Genomic DNA, 13,653 nt, shown 5'->3' on the forward strand with positions numbered 1-13,653 from the left:
GACGCTCAGGTCCCCCGAGGGACCTGAGCGTCTGACACGTTCCTGGTGGTTACGGGTAGCTCACCACCTTCGCCGGGATCGTCTCCGTGCCCGCCGCGCGCGGCCCGACGCCGTTGATCACGTGCTCGTACGTGCCCACGCCGCCCAGCGACACGGTGAGCAGCGAGTGCATCCGCACGCCCGGCGTGACCGGCACCTCGAACCCGTTGTCCGACGTGATCGACGCGTCCGAGGTGAACACGCAGTACGATCCCAGCCCCCACGCCTCGTGCTGCGTCACGCCGTCCGCGACCTTGTACGCCGCCCAGCCCCGGACCCCGTCGTGGTTCCACGCCGCCTGGTTCGGCGGGTCGTACGGCAGCTCGTTCTGGTAGAAGATCGTGCGGCCGCGCTCCCCGGTCCACAGGGTGTTGTACTCCTGGTAGTGCTCCACGAAGAGCCCGTACCCGTCCACGTCGTCGCCGTTGACCACCAGCCCGTTGCGCGCGGTGTTCACGTCCCAGCCGATGCCGTCGCCGTGGTCGCCGCGCCACGACCAGATGTGGTCCACGATCGTGTCGTCGGCATTGACCACGATCGCCTGGTCCACCCGGCCGGCGTGTGCGCCGCCCACGCGGACGAACACGTCGTGCAGCGAGATCGGGTCGTCCGCGTGGTCTGCCGTCGACCCCGCGGTGCCCACGGTGAGCATGGACGGCGACTCGGCCGCGCCGGCGTCGAACAGCACGCCCGCCACGCGGACGCCGTCGACGTCGCCCACGCGCATCGCCGTCTGGCCCGCCGTCGGCACGATCGTGGCGTACCCCAGACCGAGCACGACGGTGTCGGCGCGGTCCACCTCGATCGTCCCCGTCGTCTCATAGAAGCCGGGCGTGAGCAGCAGGTGCAGGCCCTGGTCGAGGGCCTGGTTGATCCGCTCCGCGGAGTCCCCGGGCCGGGCCACGTAGAAGTCGTCGAGCGGGATCGAGGTGCCCGACGTCGTGGCGCCGTCCCAGGTCGCGCCGCGCGTGCCCGACCGGGCCGACGGCACGAACACCGCGTAGTCGTCCCCGTCGAGGTAGAGGTACGGCTTCTCGCGGATGGTGCCCGTGGTGTCCAGGGTGGTCACCGCGGGTTCCGGGAACGACGTCGGCGGGGCGTTCTTCACGCCGGAGAACACCATGTTCCACAGCGTCCCGGCCCAGCCGCCCGTGAGCGTCGAGTCGCGGGTGTACCACTGCTGCTGGGTCCAGGCGCGGACCTCGCCGTCGACCACGGAGTCGGCGATGTACCCGCCGGAAGCCCAGCCGTACCGCGACGAGTGCAGCATGAGGTTGCCCTTGACGTGCACGCGGCGCATGGGTGCCGCCTGCGACACGGCCCACCGCATGTCCCCGCCCGACGGCGTCACCGCGAGGTTCTCGACCGAACGCCAGAAGTTCTGCGTGGCGTTGCCCTCGAACCACTCGGCGTCGGCCCAGACGCCGCCGGTGATGTTCACGTCGTCGGGCCTCGTCCCGAGGCCGGAGATCGAGGTGTGGAAACCGGAGTTGACGTGTACCGGGTAGGTGCCCGGCTCGAAGAGGAACTGGTGCCGCCCGTCGCCGAACTGGTCCGCCTCCTGCTGGTCGTAGACGGCGTCGACCGCCGCCTGAACCTCGGCCGTCGGCGTGTCCGGGCCGAAGACGTGCACGTTCGGCCCGAGGTCGCCGCCGCCCGGGATCGGGTCGCCGGGCACGGTGCCGCCGTCGCCCGTGAACACCTTGAGCTCCCAGAGCGAGTAGCCGTACCCGGTGCCGCGCTCCGTGCCGGTGAGCCGCACGTACCGGCCCGATCCGGCGACGTCGAGCGACTGGTTGCCGCCGGTCCCGTTCGTCACCGTCTTCAGGGTGCGCCAGGTGGTGCCGTCGTCGGACGCCTCGATCCGGAACCCCTTGCCGTACGCGGCCTCCCAGGACAGCTCGATCCGGCACAGGTCCTGTACCGATCCGAGGTCGACGCGGATCCACTGCGGGTCGCTGAACTCGCTGGCCCAGCGCGTGCCGGGGTCGCCGTCGACGGCGGAGGCCGCGCCGAACGGCCCCTCCGTGGACGACGCCGTCGCCGTCCGCCCGAGGGCCGCGTTCGTGGTGCCGCAGGCGGCGGCCGCCGCGCGGTCCGGGCCGGACGCGAGGCCCGACGCCGGGGCGCCGCTCGACGCCGATGCCGACCCGGCCGGTGCCGGCGCGGCCGCCGCCGTCAGCGGAGCCGCGACGCAGGCCGCGACCGCCGCGGCCGCCAGCCAGACCCGGCCCGCCCTCATGAGGCCACCTCCTCGCGTGCGGCCGTGGATGCGGCCGTGGTCTCGGGCACGAGCTCGTAGTTCTCGTCGAGCACGGTGCCGCGGTGCGGCTTGTAGAGGTCGTAGCCGCGCGGGTTGCACTGCAGGCCGCCGTTGATGCAGTGCTCCACCAGCCGGCGCAGCACCTCGGGGTCCCAGGCGTTCACGAAGTCGTAGTGCCACGACTGGTCGGACCCGCTCACGAGCGCGACGTCGGACATGTCGCCGCTGACGGGCCACGCGATCTTGAACTCCAGCATCGGCACCGCGACCGGGTGGCTCATGGGGCACTGGCCCGCCTCGGGGTACGCCATGTGCGAGCCGTGGCCCATGTGCGCCGACTCCTCCGGCGTCAGGTGCATCCCGTCCCAGCAGCTCGGTGCCTGATACCGGATGTTGAGCTGCGTGCCCTCGGGGCAGTGGGCCGGGATCTCCCAGCTCTTGGAGATGTCGCCGCACTCCCAGCCCTCGACGGCGCCCGGCGCGGTGCGGAACTCCTCGACCGTGGCCATCATGTCGCCGGTCACGAACTGGAGGCCCTCCGGGAACGGGACCACGTCCTGGTAGTCGTCGATGCCCGACTTGTAGTAGACGGTCATGGGGATGTTCGGCTCGACCGGCACGCCGCCCTTGGTGATGGCGGGGAACCAGTAGGCCGAGTGGTCCTGCGGCACCGTGCAGGTGCTCTCCGGCATCGCGTTCAGGCTCGTCGGCGTGGTGAACGCGTCCGTCGAGCGGTTGCCGATGAAGGTGTGCAGGTGCGAGCGGCCCGGCTGGTTCGGGTACACGATCGAGTCGTCCGGCAGGAAGTGCGAGAACTCGCAGTTCGCCTGGAACTCGTGGTGCGTCACCTCGTCGCCGGGGAACGGCGGCGGGTCCTCCGGCCCGCCGGCCTCGCCGTCGCCGAACACCTGGAGCTCCAGGAGCGAGTAGCCGTAGCCGGTGCCGCGGGCGGTGCCCACGAGCTGCACGTACCGGCCGGTCGCGGTGATGTCGTAGACCTCGGTGCCGCCGGTCCCGGCGCCCTCGGTCACGACGGTGGTCCAGTTCTGGGCGTCGGACGAGACCTGGAGCGTGAACGCCGCGCCGTACGCGGCCTCCCACTCCAGGGCCACGTGGTCGAGCGCGTACGACCGGCCCAGGTCGACCCGGATCCACTCGTCGTCCGTGGGGGCGCTTGCCCAGCGGGTGGTGCGGTCGCCGTCGACCGCGAACCGCGGCCCGAGGCCGCCGGACTCCGAGCTGGACGCCGCCGTGAGCGCACCCTGCGAGAGCAGGGTGTTCGGATCGGCGACGGCGGTGGTGGCGCCGATCGCGCCCGCCGCGCTCAGGGTCGAGGCGAGCAGTGCGGTGGCGGCCAGGCCGCCCATGATCCGGGGCGAGAGGCTGCGAGGTCTGCGGCCGCCGGGTGTGCGGCCGCGTGGTGCGGAGCCGCGTGGCGTGCTGAGTGCTGTGCGCATGGTTCCTCCTTCGGTGGTGGTGTGCCTTGCTGACCCGTCACTGCCGTGCTCACTGCTGGTAGACGCCGACCTCGTACAGCGAGTAGCCCCACTCCGTGCCGCGCTCGGTGAGGTTGAGCCGCACGTACCGGCCCGTACCGGCCACGTCCAGGCTGTCGACGCCGCCGTTGCCGCCCGTCACCGTGCGTACCGTGGTCCAGGTGCTCCCGTCGTTCGACGTCTGCACCTGGTAGGACTTGCCGTAGGCCGTCTCCCAGACGAGCTGCACGTGGTCGAACGACTGCACCGAGCCCAGGTCCACCTGGTACCAGGCGGTCGGGCCCCACTCGCTGGCCCACCGCGTGGCGGCGTCGCCGTCGACGGCGCGGCCCGGCGTCCAGTCGCCGTTCCACGGGTCGAAGCTCGACGCCGTGGCGGTCTTGCCGCGCGCGATGTTCGTCCCGTCCACCGGGGGCGCTACGACGCGGAACGACCTCGTCTCCACGCCCACGTTGCCGTGGCCGTCCTCGGCGAACACGTAGACCTTCCAGACGCCGAGCATCTCGGGCGCCGTGACCCGGAACGTGCCGGGCGCCGTCTGGTCGAAGTCGGCCTGCGCGATGCCGCCCGCGTTGTTGACGTACTTGCTGTTCAGCATCACGTTGGCGTCGATCGGGTCGCCGTCGGGGTCGGTCACGTCCACGCTCACGGTGAACTCCTCGCCCGCGGACACCGCCGTCGCGCCCGCCACGTTCATCGCGGTGATGCGCGGCGGGGTGTTCATCCCGGACGTGTCGACGCCCCAGGCCCGTGCGATCGAGTAGTAGCCGAGGCGCTTGTTGTCGCCCGGGAGGACGTTGAACCAGACGCCGCCGAAGTCGCCCTCGATGCCGTAGTGGAAGAACGTGGCGCCCAGCGCGACGCCGTCGTGCTCCCGCAGGCAGCGCCACGAGTCCACGTAGGCCTGCTCCTTCTCCAGGTCGGTGGGCTCGTCCGGGACGCCGTTCGCGTCGTCCGGCACCTCCCACTCACCCGCCGCGCCGCCCTCGGTGATGATGTACGGCCGGTCGTAGCCGCCGGCCTCCCAGGCCGCTGGCACGTTGCACAGGTCGCCGTACGCGTTGACCGACAGCAGGTCCAGGTCCGGGGCGTTGCGCTCCAGGTACGGCCAGGCGCCCACCCACGCGTCGGTGCTGGTGGTCGGGTGCTTCGGGTCGGCCTGGTGCACGGCCACGCTGACCTCGTTGACGAAGGCCGCGTACGCGTTGCGGATCGCCTCCAGCTCCGTGCCCGAGTAGCAGTTCTGCAGGCCCAGGAGCGACTCGTTGCCGATGTTCCACATGAGCACGCCCGGGTGGTCCTTGTACGCCGCGACCTGGGCGAGGATGTCGGCCTTGGTCGTCGACTTGTAGCTCGTGTCCGTGCGGTAGTCGATGCAGCCGCCGGACCCGGGACCGCCGCCGGGCAGCAGCCAGAAGCCCATCACCACGCGGACGTCGTGCGCGGCGGCCGAGTCGAGGAGCTGGCGGGTGTCTGCCCCGGTGCCCCAGGTGCGGATCGTGTTGGCGCCCATCGCCGTGAGTGTCGGCATGTAGTGGTCGGCCGTGCTGAACGCCGGGCCCCACGTGAAGCCGCGGACCGTGTACGGCTGCCCGTCCACCTCCAGGTCCCAGGCGCCGTCGCCGCCCACCACCTCGACGGTGCTCGCGCCGGAGTCCCGGACCGGCACGTTCGGGTGGCCGGGGTTCACGTAGTCCGGGTCGCCGGGGTCGCCCGGGTCGGTGCTGCCGCCGGCCGCGCCGAAGACCCGCAGCTCCCACAGCGAGTTGCCGTAGCCGCCCGAGCGCGCGGTCGAGAGCAGGCGCACGTACCGCGCCGTGCCGTCGACGTCGAAGGTGTCGGTGCCGCCGTCGCCTGAGGTGGTCGAGTACACGGTGGACCAGGAAGACCCGTCGGCCGAGACCTGGAACTGGTAGCTCTTCGAGTACGCCGACTCCCAGACCAGCTCGACGTGGTCCAGGGTGGCCGAGCGGCCCAGGTCGACCCGGATCCACTGCGGGTCGCTGAACTCGCTGGCCCACCGGGTCGTCAGGTCGCCGTCGACGGCGGCGCTCGCGGGTGTGTAGTCGGGGTTCTCCACGGAGGAGGCGGTGGCTGTCCGGCCCTGCGACAGCAGGACCGGGTCCGCCTGCGCGGCGGCCGGTGCGGGTGCTGCGGGCGCGGGTGCTGCGGGCGCTGGTGCCGCGGGGGCTGGTGCCGCAGGCGCCGAGGCGGCGGGCGCGACGAGCGCCGCCGCGGCGAGCAGGCCGGTCGCCAGGGTGGCGGCCCCGGCGCGTGCCCCGCGCCTGAGCCGTCGCGTCCGGGCGCCGGGTGATCCGGTGGTGGTCATGGTGGTCCTCTCCGTCCGCTCGTCGGCCAGGTGCGGCGGCCGGGGCGCGGTTCGTCGTTGAGCCTGCGCTCGCGTCGCTCCGGTGCGCCGCGAGTTGGGAGAGCGCTCTTACGCCGCCCATCCTTGACCCGCTCTTGGTGGACCGTCAAGGGTTCGGGCGCTGATTTTCGTCTGCTTCTTGGCGCTATTTTCCCAGTGATAGAGCGGTTAGCAGGTGCTTGGCTCGACGGCGGCCCGGCGCCACGCCGCCCGGATCTCATCCGCGCTGCCTCCGTGGGAGAGCGCTCTTACTCTGTTACCGTCGGCCTGTGAGCAAGGATCTGCGGCGCGCGGCGCCGACCCTGGAGGACGTGGCGAAGGTCGCCGGCGTCTCCCGCGCGACCGTGTCCCGGGTCATCAACGGCAAGCGCAAGGTCGCGCCCGCGGTCCAGGAGGTCGTGCTGGAGGCCGTCGCCGAGACCGGCTACGTGCCGAACCGGGCCGCGCGGTCCCTGGTCACGCGCCGGACGGGCACGGTCGCCGTCGTGATCTCGGGCGCGGACGCCGACCCCGAGGGCGAGCTCGACCTGTCCGGCGTCTTCTCCGACCCGTTCTTCGGCCGGGTGGTCGGCTCCCTGGTGCGGACCCTGCGACCCCACGACGTGCACCCGGTCCTCATGTTCGCCGACGACGCGCAGACCCGCGGCCAGGTCACGTCCTACCTGCGGTTCGGGAACGCCGACGGCGCCCTGCTGGTCTCCACCTACGCCGACGACCCGCTGCCGGAGGAACTCATCGGCACCGGCCGCCCCATCGTGCTGTTCGCCCGGCCGGGCCACGCGATCCCGGCCAGCTACGTGGACCTCGCCAACGCCGACGGCGCCCGCCTGGCCGCGAACCACCTGCTCGACCGTGGCTGCCGCACGCTCGGCGTCATCTCCGGGCCGCTCGACGTCCCGTCCGCGCGGGACCGGCTCGACGGCTTCCGGGACGCCGCGGCACGGCGCGGGCACGCGTTCGTCCCGAGCGTGGCGGGCTCGTTCACGTTCGAGAGCGGGGAGTCCGCGATGGCGGAGCTGCTCGCCGCGTCGCCGGGCCTGGACGGCGTCTTCGTGTCGAACGACCTCATGGCCCAGGGCGCGATCCACGTGCTCCAGTCCCAGGGGCGGCGCGTGCCCGACGACGTCGCGATCGTCGGCTTCGACGACAGCCCCGTGGCGGTGCAGGCGCGCCCTCGCCTGACGACGGTGCGCCAGCCCGTGGAGAAGATGGCGGAGGAGATGGCGCGGATGCTGCTGGAGCAGATCGACGCCGACGAGCCGGCGGTGCGCTCGGCGATCTTCGAGCCGATCCTGGTGGTCCGCGACTCGGCGTGAGTGGACGGGCCTGGCTGAGGCACCCTGCCCGCTCAGGTCCTGACTTCGGTCGGTTGTCTTGAGACCGGTCAATTGACCGACCGATCTGAATACAGCCGACCGAAGTCACATGGGCTCACAGGTTGCACGTGGCCCGACGCCCCCACCCGAGGCCCCGGACGTACGGGTACCCGTGTGGGAATCCCTCACGACCCGGCTGGGAGCATCTTGCTAGGTTCCTGAACAAATCGGTCGTCGGTGTCGACGACGGCCCAGGACCCGAATCGAGGTGGTTCCCCGTGAGAGCTCGTCGCGTACCGCTCTTTGTCGCAACCCTTGTCGCCGCACTCCTGACGACGGGGGTCGTCGCAGTCCCCGGCTCGGCCGCACCCGCCGCCGATACGGCCGCGCCCGCCGCGGTCGCCAGCTGCAGCGCTGCCGCCTGGAGCAGCAGTGCCGTCTACGTGGGCGGCAGCCTGGTGACCCACGCCGGCGCCTCGTGGCGCGCCAAGTGGTGGACGCAGGGCGAGACGCCCGGCACCACCGGCGAGTGGGGCGTCTGGGAGCGGACCGGTACCTGCGACGGCGGCGAGCCGCCGGTCGACCCGCCGGGCGCCGAGGACTTCCCGGTCAGCCAGGCCCAGTTCAACTCGTTCTTCCCCAACCGGAACTCGTTCTACACCTACGCCGGGCTCGTCGACGCGCTCAGCGCGTACCCCGGGTTCGCCAACAGCGGCAGCGAGACCGTGCAGAAGCGGGAGGCGGCGGCGTTCCTCGCCAACGTCTCGCACGAGACCGGCGGGCTGGTCTACGTCGTCGAGCAGAACACGGCGAACTACCCGCACTACTGCGACACGTCCCAGCCGTACGGCTGCCCGGCCGGCAACGACCAGTACTACGGCCGCGGACCCGTCCAGCTCAGCTGGAACTTCAACTACAAGGCCGCGGGCGACGCGCTCGGCATCGACCTGCTGAACAACCCGAGCCTGGTCTCGACGAACTCGGCGATCGCCTGGAAGACCGGCCTCTGGTACTGGAACACCCAGAACGGTCCGGGCACCATGACGCCGCACAACGCCATCGTCAACGGCGCCGGGTTCGGCGAGACGATCCGCAGCATCAACGGCTCGATCGAGTGCAACGGCGGCAACCCCGCCCAGGTGCAGAGCCGCGTGGACACCTACCTGCGCTTCACGAGCGCCCTCGGCGTCGACCCGGGCGGCAACCTCTACTGCTGACCCGCTGCCGGCTGACCCGACGGGGCCAGATCCGTTGACCACAGCAGTTGCTGCCAGGAGCACGGCCGTCCTGGCAGCAACTGCTGTGGTCGACGCCCGTCATCGACGTCGGGCAAGTAGGCGGGCGAGGAGAGCGCGGCGACTAGGTTCATCCAAGAGTGAGAAGGAAGCCGCCGCATGGCCTCGCCCGGCGACACCCTAGACGTCAGGCGGGCACCAGGTCGAGCAGGTTCTGCGGCGTGACCACGCGCGAGCCCTCCGGCAGCTCCTCCGGGGCGCCGAACCCGAGGTAGGTCACCGGCCCCGCACCCTGCGGCACCTCGTGGTGCACCTTCACACCGTCGGCGCGGAGCAGGTCCACCAGGTAGCGCACCGTGAGGTACCGGCGCGCCGCGATGTCCCTGACCAGCGTCGTCGTGGTGACGCGGTGCCCCTCCACGGTGTTGAACCTCGACCTCCCGCGGAGGTTCAGGTGCAGCCAGAGCGCCTCCCAGCCGTCGTCGGCCCGCAGGAAGGCCGCCGGGACCGCGACCTTGCCGGAGCCGGCCAGGTCGGACTTCAGGCGGACCGTCGCCGGCTCGAACGGCAGCCCCGCCTGGGCGACGGCGCGGGTCATGAACCCGAAGAACCCCTCGGCGACCTGGTCGAACCCCTCGCCGGAGTAGACGTGCACCTCCGGCACGACGACGTCCCGCCGGATCCCGGACAGCCTCACGTCGACGAACTCCGTGGCGCCCTCCGGGGCCTCGGTGAGGTCGCCGGAGTGCACGAAGCCGCCGCCGCGCAGCCGGGTCCACGACACGTGCTCGGCGTCGGCGAAGTCGCGGTCCAGCAGGAGGCACGAGAGGTCGAGGTCCGTGTCGGCGCTCTGCTGCCGCCAGTGCACGAAGAACCGCAGCAGCTCTCCGGACACCCGGGTGCGCGAACCGCGGGGCAGCACCCCGGCGCCGTCCGGCCGGGCCCGCGCGGACAGGGGGAGGGCCACGTCGAGGAAGTCGGGCTCGACGACCAGGTCCTGCTGCCTCGGCACCCGGCGGAGCACCTCGGCGTCGCACGCCCGGGCAAGTGCCGCCAGGGCGTCCGCGGGCAGGCCCGCGCGCTCGTCGGGCACGGCCCACGCGCCGCCCTGCCGGTTGACGAAGACGCGCCGGTCGCCGTCCGCCCGGCGCCGGTTCTCCAGGTGCTCGCGCAGCCCGAGCACGACCCGGCCGGAAACGGACGGCAGCGTCCGCTCCACCGCGTCGACGACGGCGGCGGCCTCTGCCTCGTCGGACGCCGACCGCAGCAGGTGGTCGACCCGCCGGACCAGCGTCCCGGGGGACGCCGAGAGCAGGCGCAGGGCGTCGTCCCGCGCGCCGGTCGCGAGCGAGCGCTCGACCCGGGCGGCGAGCGACGGCGCGTCCTCGTCCCCGCGGGCGACCGCGAACACCCGGGCGGCCGACGACAGGGCCCCGTGCTCGTGCGGGTGCAGCCGCTCGCCGAGCCGCTTCCACGCCTCCCGGTGCGCCGCGACGTCACCGAGCTTCGCGGGCGACGCCGCCACCACACGGTCGAGCGCGCCCAGCAGCACGCGCCGGACCGGCCGGGGCAGCGACCGGAACCTGGTTGCGGTCTCCAGCGTCACGTCCCCGCCGGACAGCGCGCAGGCCAGCCGCAGGACGTCGGTGACCGTGTCGACCTCGGGCTCGCGGCCGTACAGGACGTGCGTGGCGTTGACGATCGCGCGCGCCGACCGCAGGGGAACCACCGCGGGCTGCGCCATGCCCCCGCAGTGCCCGGCCAGCAGCGTGAGTGCGGCGAGGTCGGTGTCCGACAGCGGCGTCGTGCTGCCCGCGAGGTGCAGGTACAGCCGGTGAGCCTCCTCGTCGAGCGTGCCGCCGACGTCGAGCACCGTGCGCCGGTCGCCCAGGGCCGGGAGGAACGCGTCGTGCGCCGCGACCATCTCCTCGTAGGTGTGCTGGTAGCGGCCGTAACGCGGCAGCCCGAGCAGGTCGACCGGTCCGCGGGTCAGGAGCTCCGCCGCCTGCCCCTCCTGCGGCGTGCCACGCAGCGCGTCCTCCAGTGCCGAGACCCAGAAGTCGTCGGTGTCCGGCACGTTCGCGGGAAAATCCTTGAAGTACGCGTTGTGCCGCACGTGGTCGCCGAGCGCCTCACCCACGACGGCGAGCGTCCGCACGGCCACTAGCCGCGCGTCCTGCGGCGCCAGCCCGCCCAGGTAGCCCAGCAGGCGACCGGACGCCTTGAAACCCGAGGTGAGGAGCACGCCGTCGAACCGCCGGGCGACCGAGGCGGCGTCACCGGCCGAGACCTCCGTGCGGGGGACGCGCCACGTCCGGCGGACGACCAGGTCGAAGATCTGTGCGGGCATGACGCGCATCATGGCAGGGAACCGTGGTCCGGACGCACAGGTTTCCCGTGCCACGATGGCCGTATGCCTCTCGCATCCCGGTACCTCGCAGCAGAGGACCGTTACGACACCATGCAGTACCGCCGCACCGGCCGCTCGGGTCTTGACCTGCCCGCGCTGTCCCTGGGGCTCTGGCACAACTTCGGCGACACCAGCCCGTTCGACACGCAGCGCGCCATCCTGCGCCGCGCGCTCGACCTGGGCGTCACGCACTTCGACCTCGCGAACAACTACGGCCCGTCCTACGGGGCGGCCGAGGCGAACTTCGGTCGGCACCTCGCCGCCGACCTCAAGCCGTACCGCGATGAGCTGGTCCTCTCCACCAAGGCCGGCTACGACATGTGGCCCGGGCCCTACGGCGACCACGGCTCGCGCAAGTACCTGCTGGCCAGCCTCGACCAGTCGCTGACCCGGATGGGCGTCGACTACGTCGACGTCTTCTACCACCACCGACCCGACCCCTCGACCCCGCTCGAGGAGACCATGGGCGCGCTCGCCTCCGCGGTCCAGCAGGGCAAGGCCCTGTACGTGGGCGTCTCCAACTACTCGCCGGCGCGCACCCGCGACGCCGCGCGCATCCTCGGCGACCTGGGCGTGCCGCTGCTCATCCACCAGCCGTCCTACTCGATGTTCAACCGGCACATCGAGAACCCCGCGCACGAGGACGGGTACGACGGCGTGCAGAGCGAGTCGCTGCTCGACGTCGTCGGCGAGCTGGGCGTCGGGACCATCGTGTTCTCCCCGCTCCAGCAGGGCCTGCTGACCAGCAAGTACCTCGCCGGAGCCGCCCCGGCCGGGTCGCGGGCCGCGCGCTCCGACTCGCCGTTCCTCTCCGACCGGGCGCTCACCGAGGACTACCTCGGCCGGGCCAAGGCGCTCAACGACATCGCCGCCGGCCGCGGCCAGACGCTCGCGCAGCTCGCGCTCGCCTGGGTGCTGCGGGACGAGCGCGTGACGTCGGCGCTCATCGGCGCCTCGTCGGTGGCGCAGCTCGAGGACAACGTCGCGGCGCTCGCGGCGGGCCCCCTGTCCGCGGACGAGATCGCGGCGATCGAGCCCCTGGCCCGTCCGCTGGGCTGAGCGGCCAGATCCGCCGGGCCGAGCCCCGCCGACCCGGCACGACTGCCGGGCGGCGGGGCTCGGCCTACCTCGTCGGCGGCTCCACACCCCGAGTTCCACCGCACTTCACGAGGCCGTCGCGCCGAATCGACCCGTCCGGTGGACGATGAGGGGGTCGCCGCTCGACGGGGAGGGGTACTGAGAGGTACTGCACTCGCGAGAAGGAGCACCAGCGTGACCGAGACCAAGTCCGTGATCGTCGTCGGGGCCGGCATGGTCGGCCTGTCCACCGCCTGGCACCTGCAGGAACGTGGCGTGGAGGTGACGGTCCTCGACCGGCACGGCGTCGCTGCCGGCTCCTCCTGGGGCAACGCCGGCTGGCTCACGCCCGGCATGGCCATGCCGCTGGCCGACCCGTCGCTCTGGGCGTACGGCCCGAAGGCGATGCTCGACCCCGACGCCGCCCTCAGCGTGCCGTTCCGCTTCGACCGGGCGCTCTGGGGCTTCGTCGCGCGGTTCATGACGCACGCGACGCCGTCCGCGTGGCAGCGCGCGATGGCGGCTCTGACGCCGATCGACCGCGTGGCGCTCGACGCGTACGACGAGCTCGAGTCCGGCGGCGTGCACGCGACGTCGTACCCGAGTCCCTGGGTGGTGGGGTTCGAGCGGGAGCATCAGTCGCGCCCGTTCGTGCACGAGCTGCGGGGCGTGGCCCGGGCCGGCCAGGAGGTCCGGCTGTCCCGGCTGCCCGACGGCGTGCGCGTGCCGCACCTCTCCCGGGCCGTCAAGGAGATCTGGAACTTGGACGGGCAGCGGTACATCGAGCCCGGCCCGTACGTGCAGGCGCTGGCGACGTCGGTCAGCGCGCGGGGCGCGAAGGTGCTCACGGACGCCCGCGTCACGGAGGTCCGGCCGCTGCCCGACGGCGGTTCCGAGGTGCACGTGGCGGGCCACGACCCACTGCGGGCCGACGCCGTCGTGGTCGCCACGGGCGCATGGCTCCCGGACCTGACGCGGCAGCTCGGCGTCCGCACGCGGGTGCAGGCCGGGCGCGGGTACTCGTTCAGCGTGCCCGTCTCGGGCCCGCCGATCGACCACCCGGTCTACTTCCCCGCCCGCCGCGTGGCCTGCACCCCGTACCAGGGGCGGCTGCGGATCGCCGGGACCATGGAGTTCCGCGGGCCCGACGAGCCGTTCCAGCCGCGCCGCATCCGGGCCATCGTGAACTCGGTCCGGGGGCTGTTCGACGGCGTCGACCTGGACTCGCGCACAGACGAGTGGGTGGGCTCCCGGCCGGTGACGCCGGACGGTCTGCCGCTCGTGGGCCTGACGGCGGCGCCCGGCGTCTACGTGGCCGGCGGCCACGGCATGTGGGGCATGGTGCTGGGCCCGGCCACGGGCCGCGCGCTGGCGACTCAGATCACGACGGGGGAGACGCCGGAGGAGATCCGGCCGTTCGACCCGCTGCGCTGACCTCCGGCGCCGGGC

The 13,653-nt window shown here is 72.6% G+C and carries 8 protein-coding genes; 4 read left to right on the forward strand and 4 right to left on the reverse strand.

The window, feature by feature from the left end:
* Window positions 1–49: 49 nt before the first annotated feature.
* From ACFU5G_RS03695 to ACFU5G_RS03705, 3 genes are read right to left on the reverse strand one after another with little or no spacing between them, the layout of a single operon-like run.
* Window positions 50–2,281: a discoidin domain-containing protein gene (locus ACFU5G_RS03695; protein ID WP_377240900.1), complete on the reverse strand. Its 2,232-nt coding sequence runs from the start codon at window positions 2,279–2,281 to the stop codon at window positions 50–52.
* Window positions 2,278–3,759 carry a DUF1996 domain-containing protein gene (locus ACFU5G_RS03700; RefSeq protein ID WP_377240902.1) on the reverse strand — a complete coding sequence of 494 codons (1,482 nt, stop codon included), beginning with the start codon at window positions 3,757–3,759 and terminating at the stop codon, window positions 2,278–2,280. The genes ACFU5G_RS03695 and ACFU5G_RS03700 overlap by 4 nt, the downstream gene beginning before the upstream one ends.
* A gap of 49 nt (window positions 3,760–3,808) precedes the next feature.
* Window positions 3,809–6,127: a discoidin domain-containing protein gene (locus tag ACFU5G_RS03705; protein WP_377240904.1), complete on the reverse strand. Its 2,319-nt coding sequence runs from the start codon at window positions 6,125–6,127 to the stop codon at window positions 3,809–3,811.
* 308 nt (window positions 6,128–6,435) lie between these two features.
* Between ACFU5G_RS03705 and ACFU5G_RS03710 the strand changes: the two genes are divergently transcribed.
* A complete protein-coding gene (locus ACFU5G_RS03710; protein WP_377240906.1) occupies window positions 6,436–7,482 on the forward strand; it encodes a LacI family DNA-binding transcriptional regulator in 1,047 nt (348 codons plus the stop codon).
* Window positions 7,483–7,760: 278 nt separating this feature from the next.
* Window positions 7,761–8,699: a glycoside hydrolase family 19 protein gene (locus tag ACFU5G_RS03715; RefSeq protein ID WP_377240908.1), complete on the forward strand. Its 939-nt coding sequence runs from the start codon at window positions 7,761–7,763 to the stop codon at window positions 8,697–8,699.
* A gap of 205 nt (window positions 8,700–8,904) precedes the next feature.
* Here the strand turns inward: ACFU5G_RS03715 and ACFU5G_RS03720 are convergent, their stop codons facing one another.
* Complete coding sequence (locus ACFU5G_RS03720) at window positions 8,905–11,067, reverse strand: hypothetical protein (RefSeq protein WP_377240910.1); 2,163 nt, start codon at window positions 11,065–11,067, stop codon at window positions 8,905–8,907.
* A gap of 63 nt (window positions 11,068–11,130) precedes the next feature.
* Between ACFU5G_RS03720 and ACFU5G_RS03725 the strand changes: the two genes are divergently transcribed.
* Both ACFU5G_RS03725 and ACFU5G_RS03730 read left to right on the forward strand, forming a co-directional pair.
* Complete coding sequence (locus tag ACFU5G_RS03725; RefSeq protein WP_377240912.1) at window positions 11,131–12,186, forward strand: aldo/keto reductase; 1,056 nt, start codon at window positions 11,131–11,133, stop codon at window positions 12,184–12,186.
* A gap of 213 nt (window positions 12,187–12,399) precedes the next feature.
* On the forward strand, window positions 12,400–13,638 hold the full coding sequence (locus ACFU5G_RS03730; protein ID WP_377240914.1) for an NAD(P)/FAD-dependent oxidoreductase: 1,239 nt from the start codon (window positions 12,400–12,402) through the stop codon (window positions 13,636–13,638).
* Window positions 13,639–13,653 lie beyond the last annotated feature (15 nt).

The sequence above is a fragment of the Promicromonospora sp. NPDC057488 genome (genome assembly GCF_042802395.1).
Taxonomy (GTDB): Bacteria; Actinomycetota; Actinomycetes; order Actinomycetales; family Cellulomonadaceae; genus Promicromonospora.

Excerpts from the sequence above, each read along its gene's own strand:
- ACFU5G_RS03695 (WP_377240900.1), bottom strand. The coding sequence starts at position 2,281 with ATGAGGGCGGGCCGGGTCTGGCTGGCGGCCGCGGCGGTCGCGGCCTGC.
- ACFU5G_RS03700 (WP_377240902.1), bottom strand. The coding sequence starts at position 3,759 with ATGCGCACAGCACTCAGCACGCCACGCGGCTCCGCACCACGCGGCCGC.
- ACFU5G_RS03705 (WP_377240904.1), bottom strand. The coding sequence starts at position 6,127 with ATGACCACCACCGGATCACCCGGCGCCCGGACGCGACGGCTCAGGCGC.
- ACFU5G_RS03720 (WP_377240910.1), bottom strand. The coding sequence starts at position 11,067 with ATGCCCGCACAGATCTTCGACCTGGTCGTCCGCCGGACGTGGCGCGTC.
- ACFU5G_RS03725 (WP_377240912.1), top strand. The coding sequence starts at position 11,131 with ATGCCTCTCGCATCCCGGTACCTCGCAGCAGAGGACCGTTACGACACC.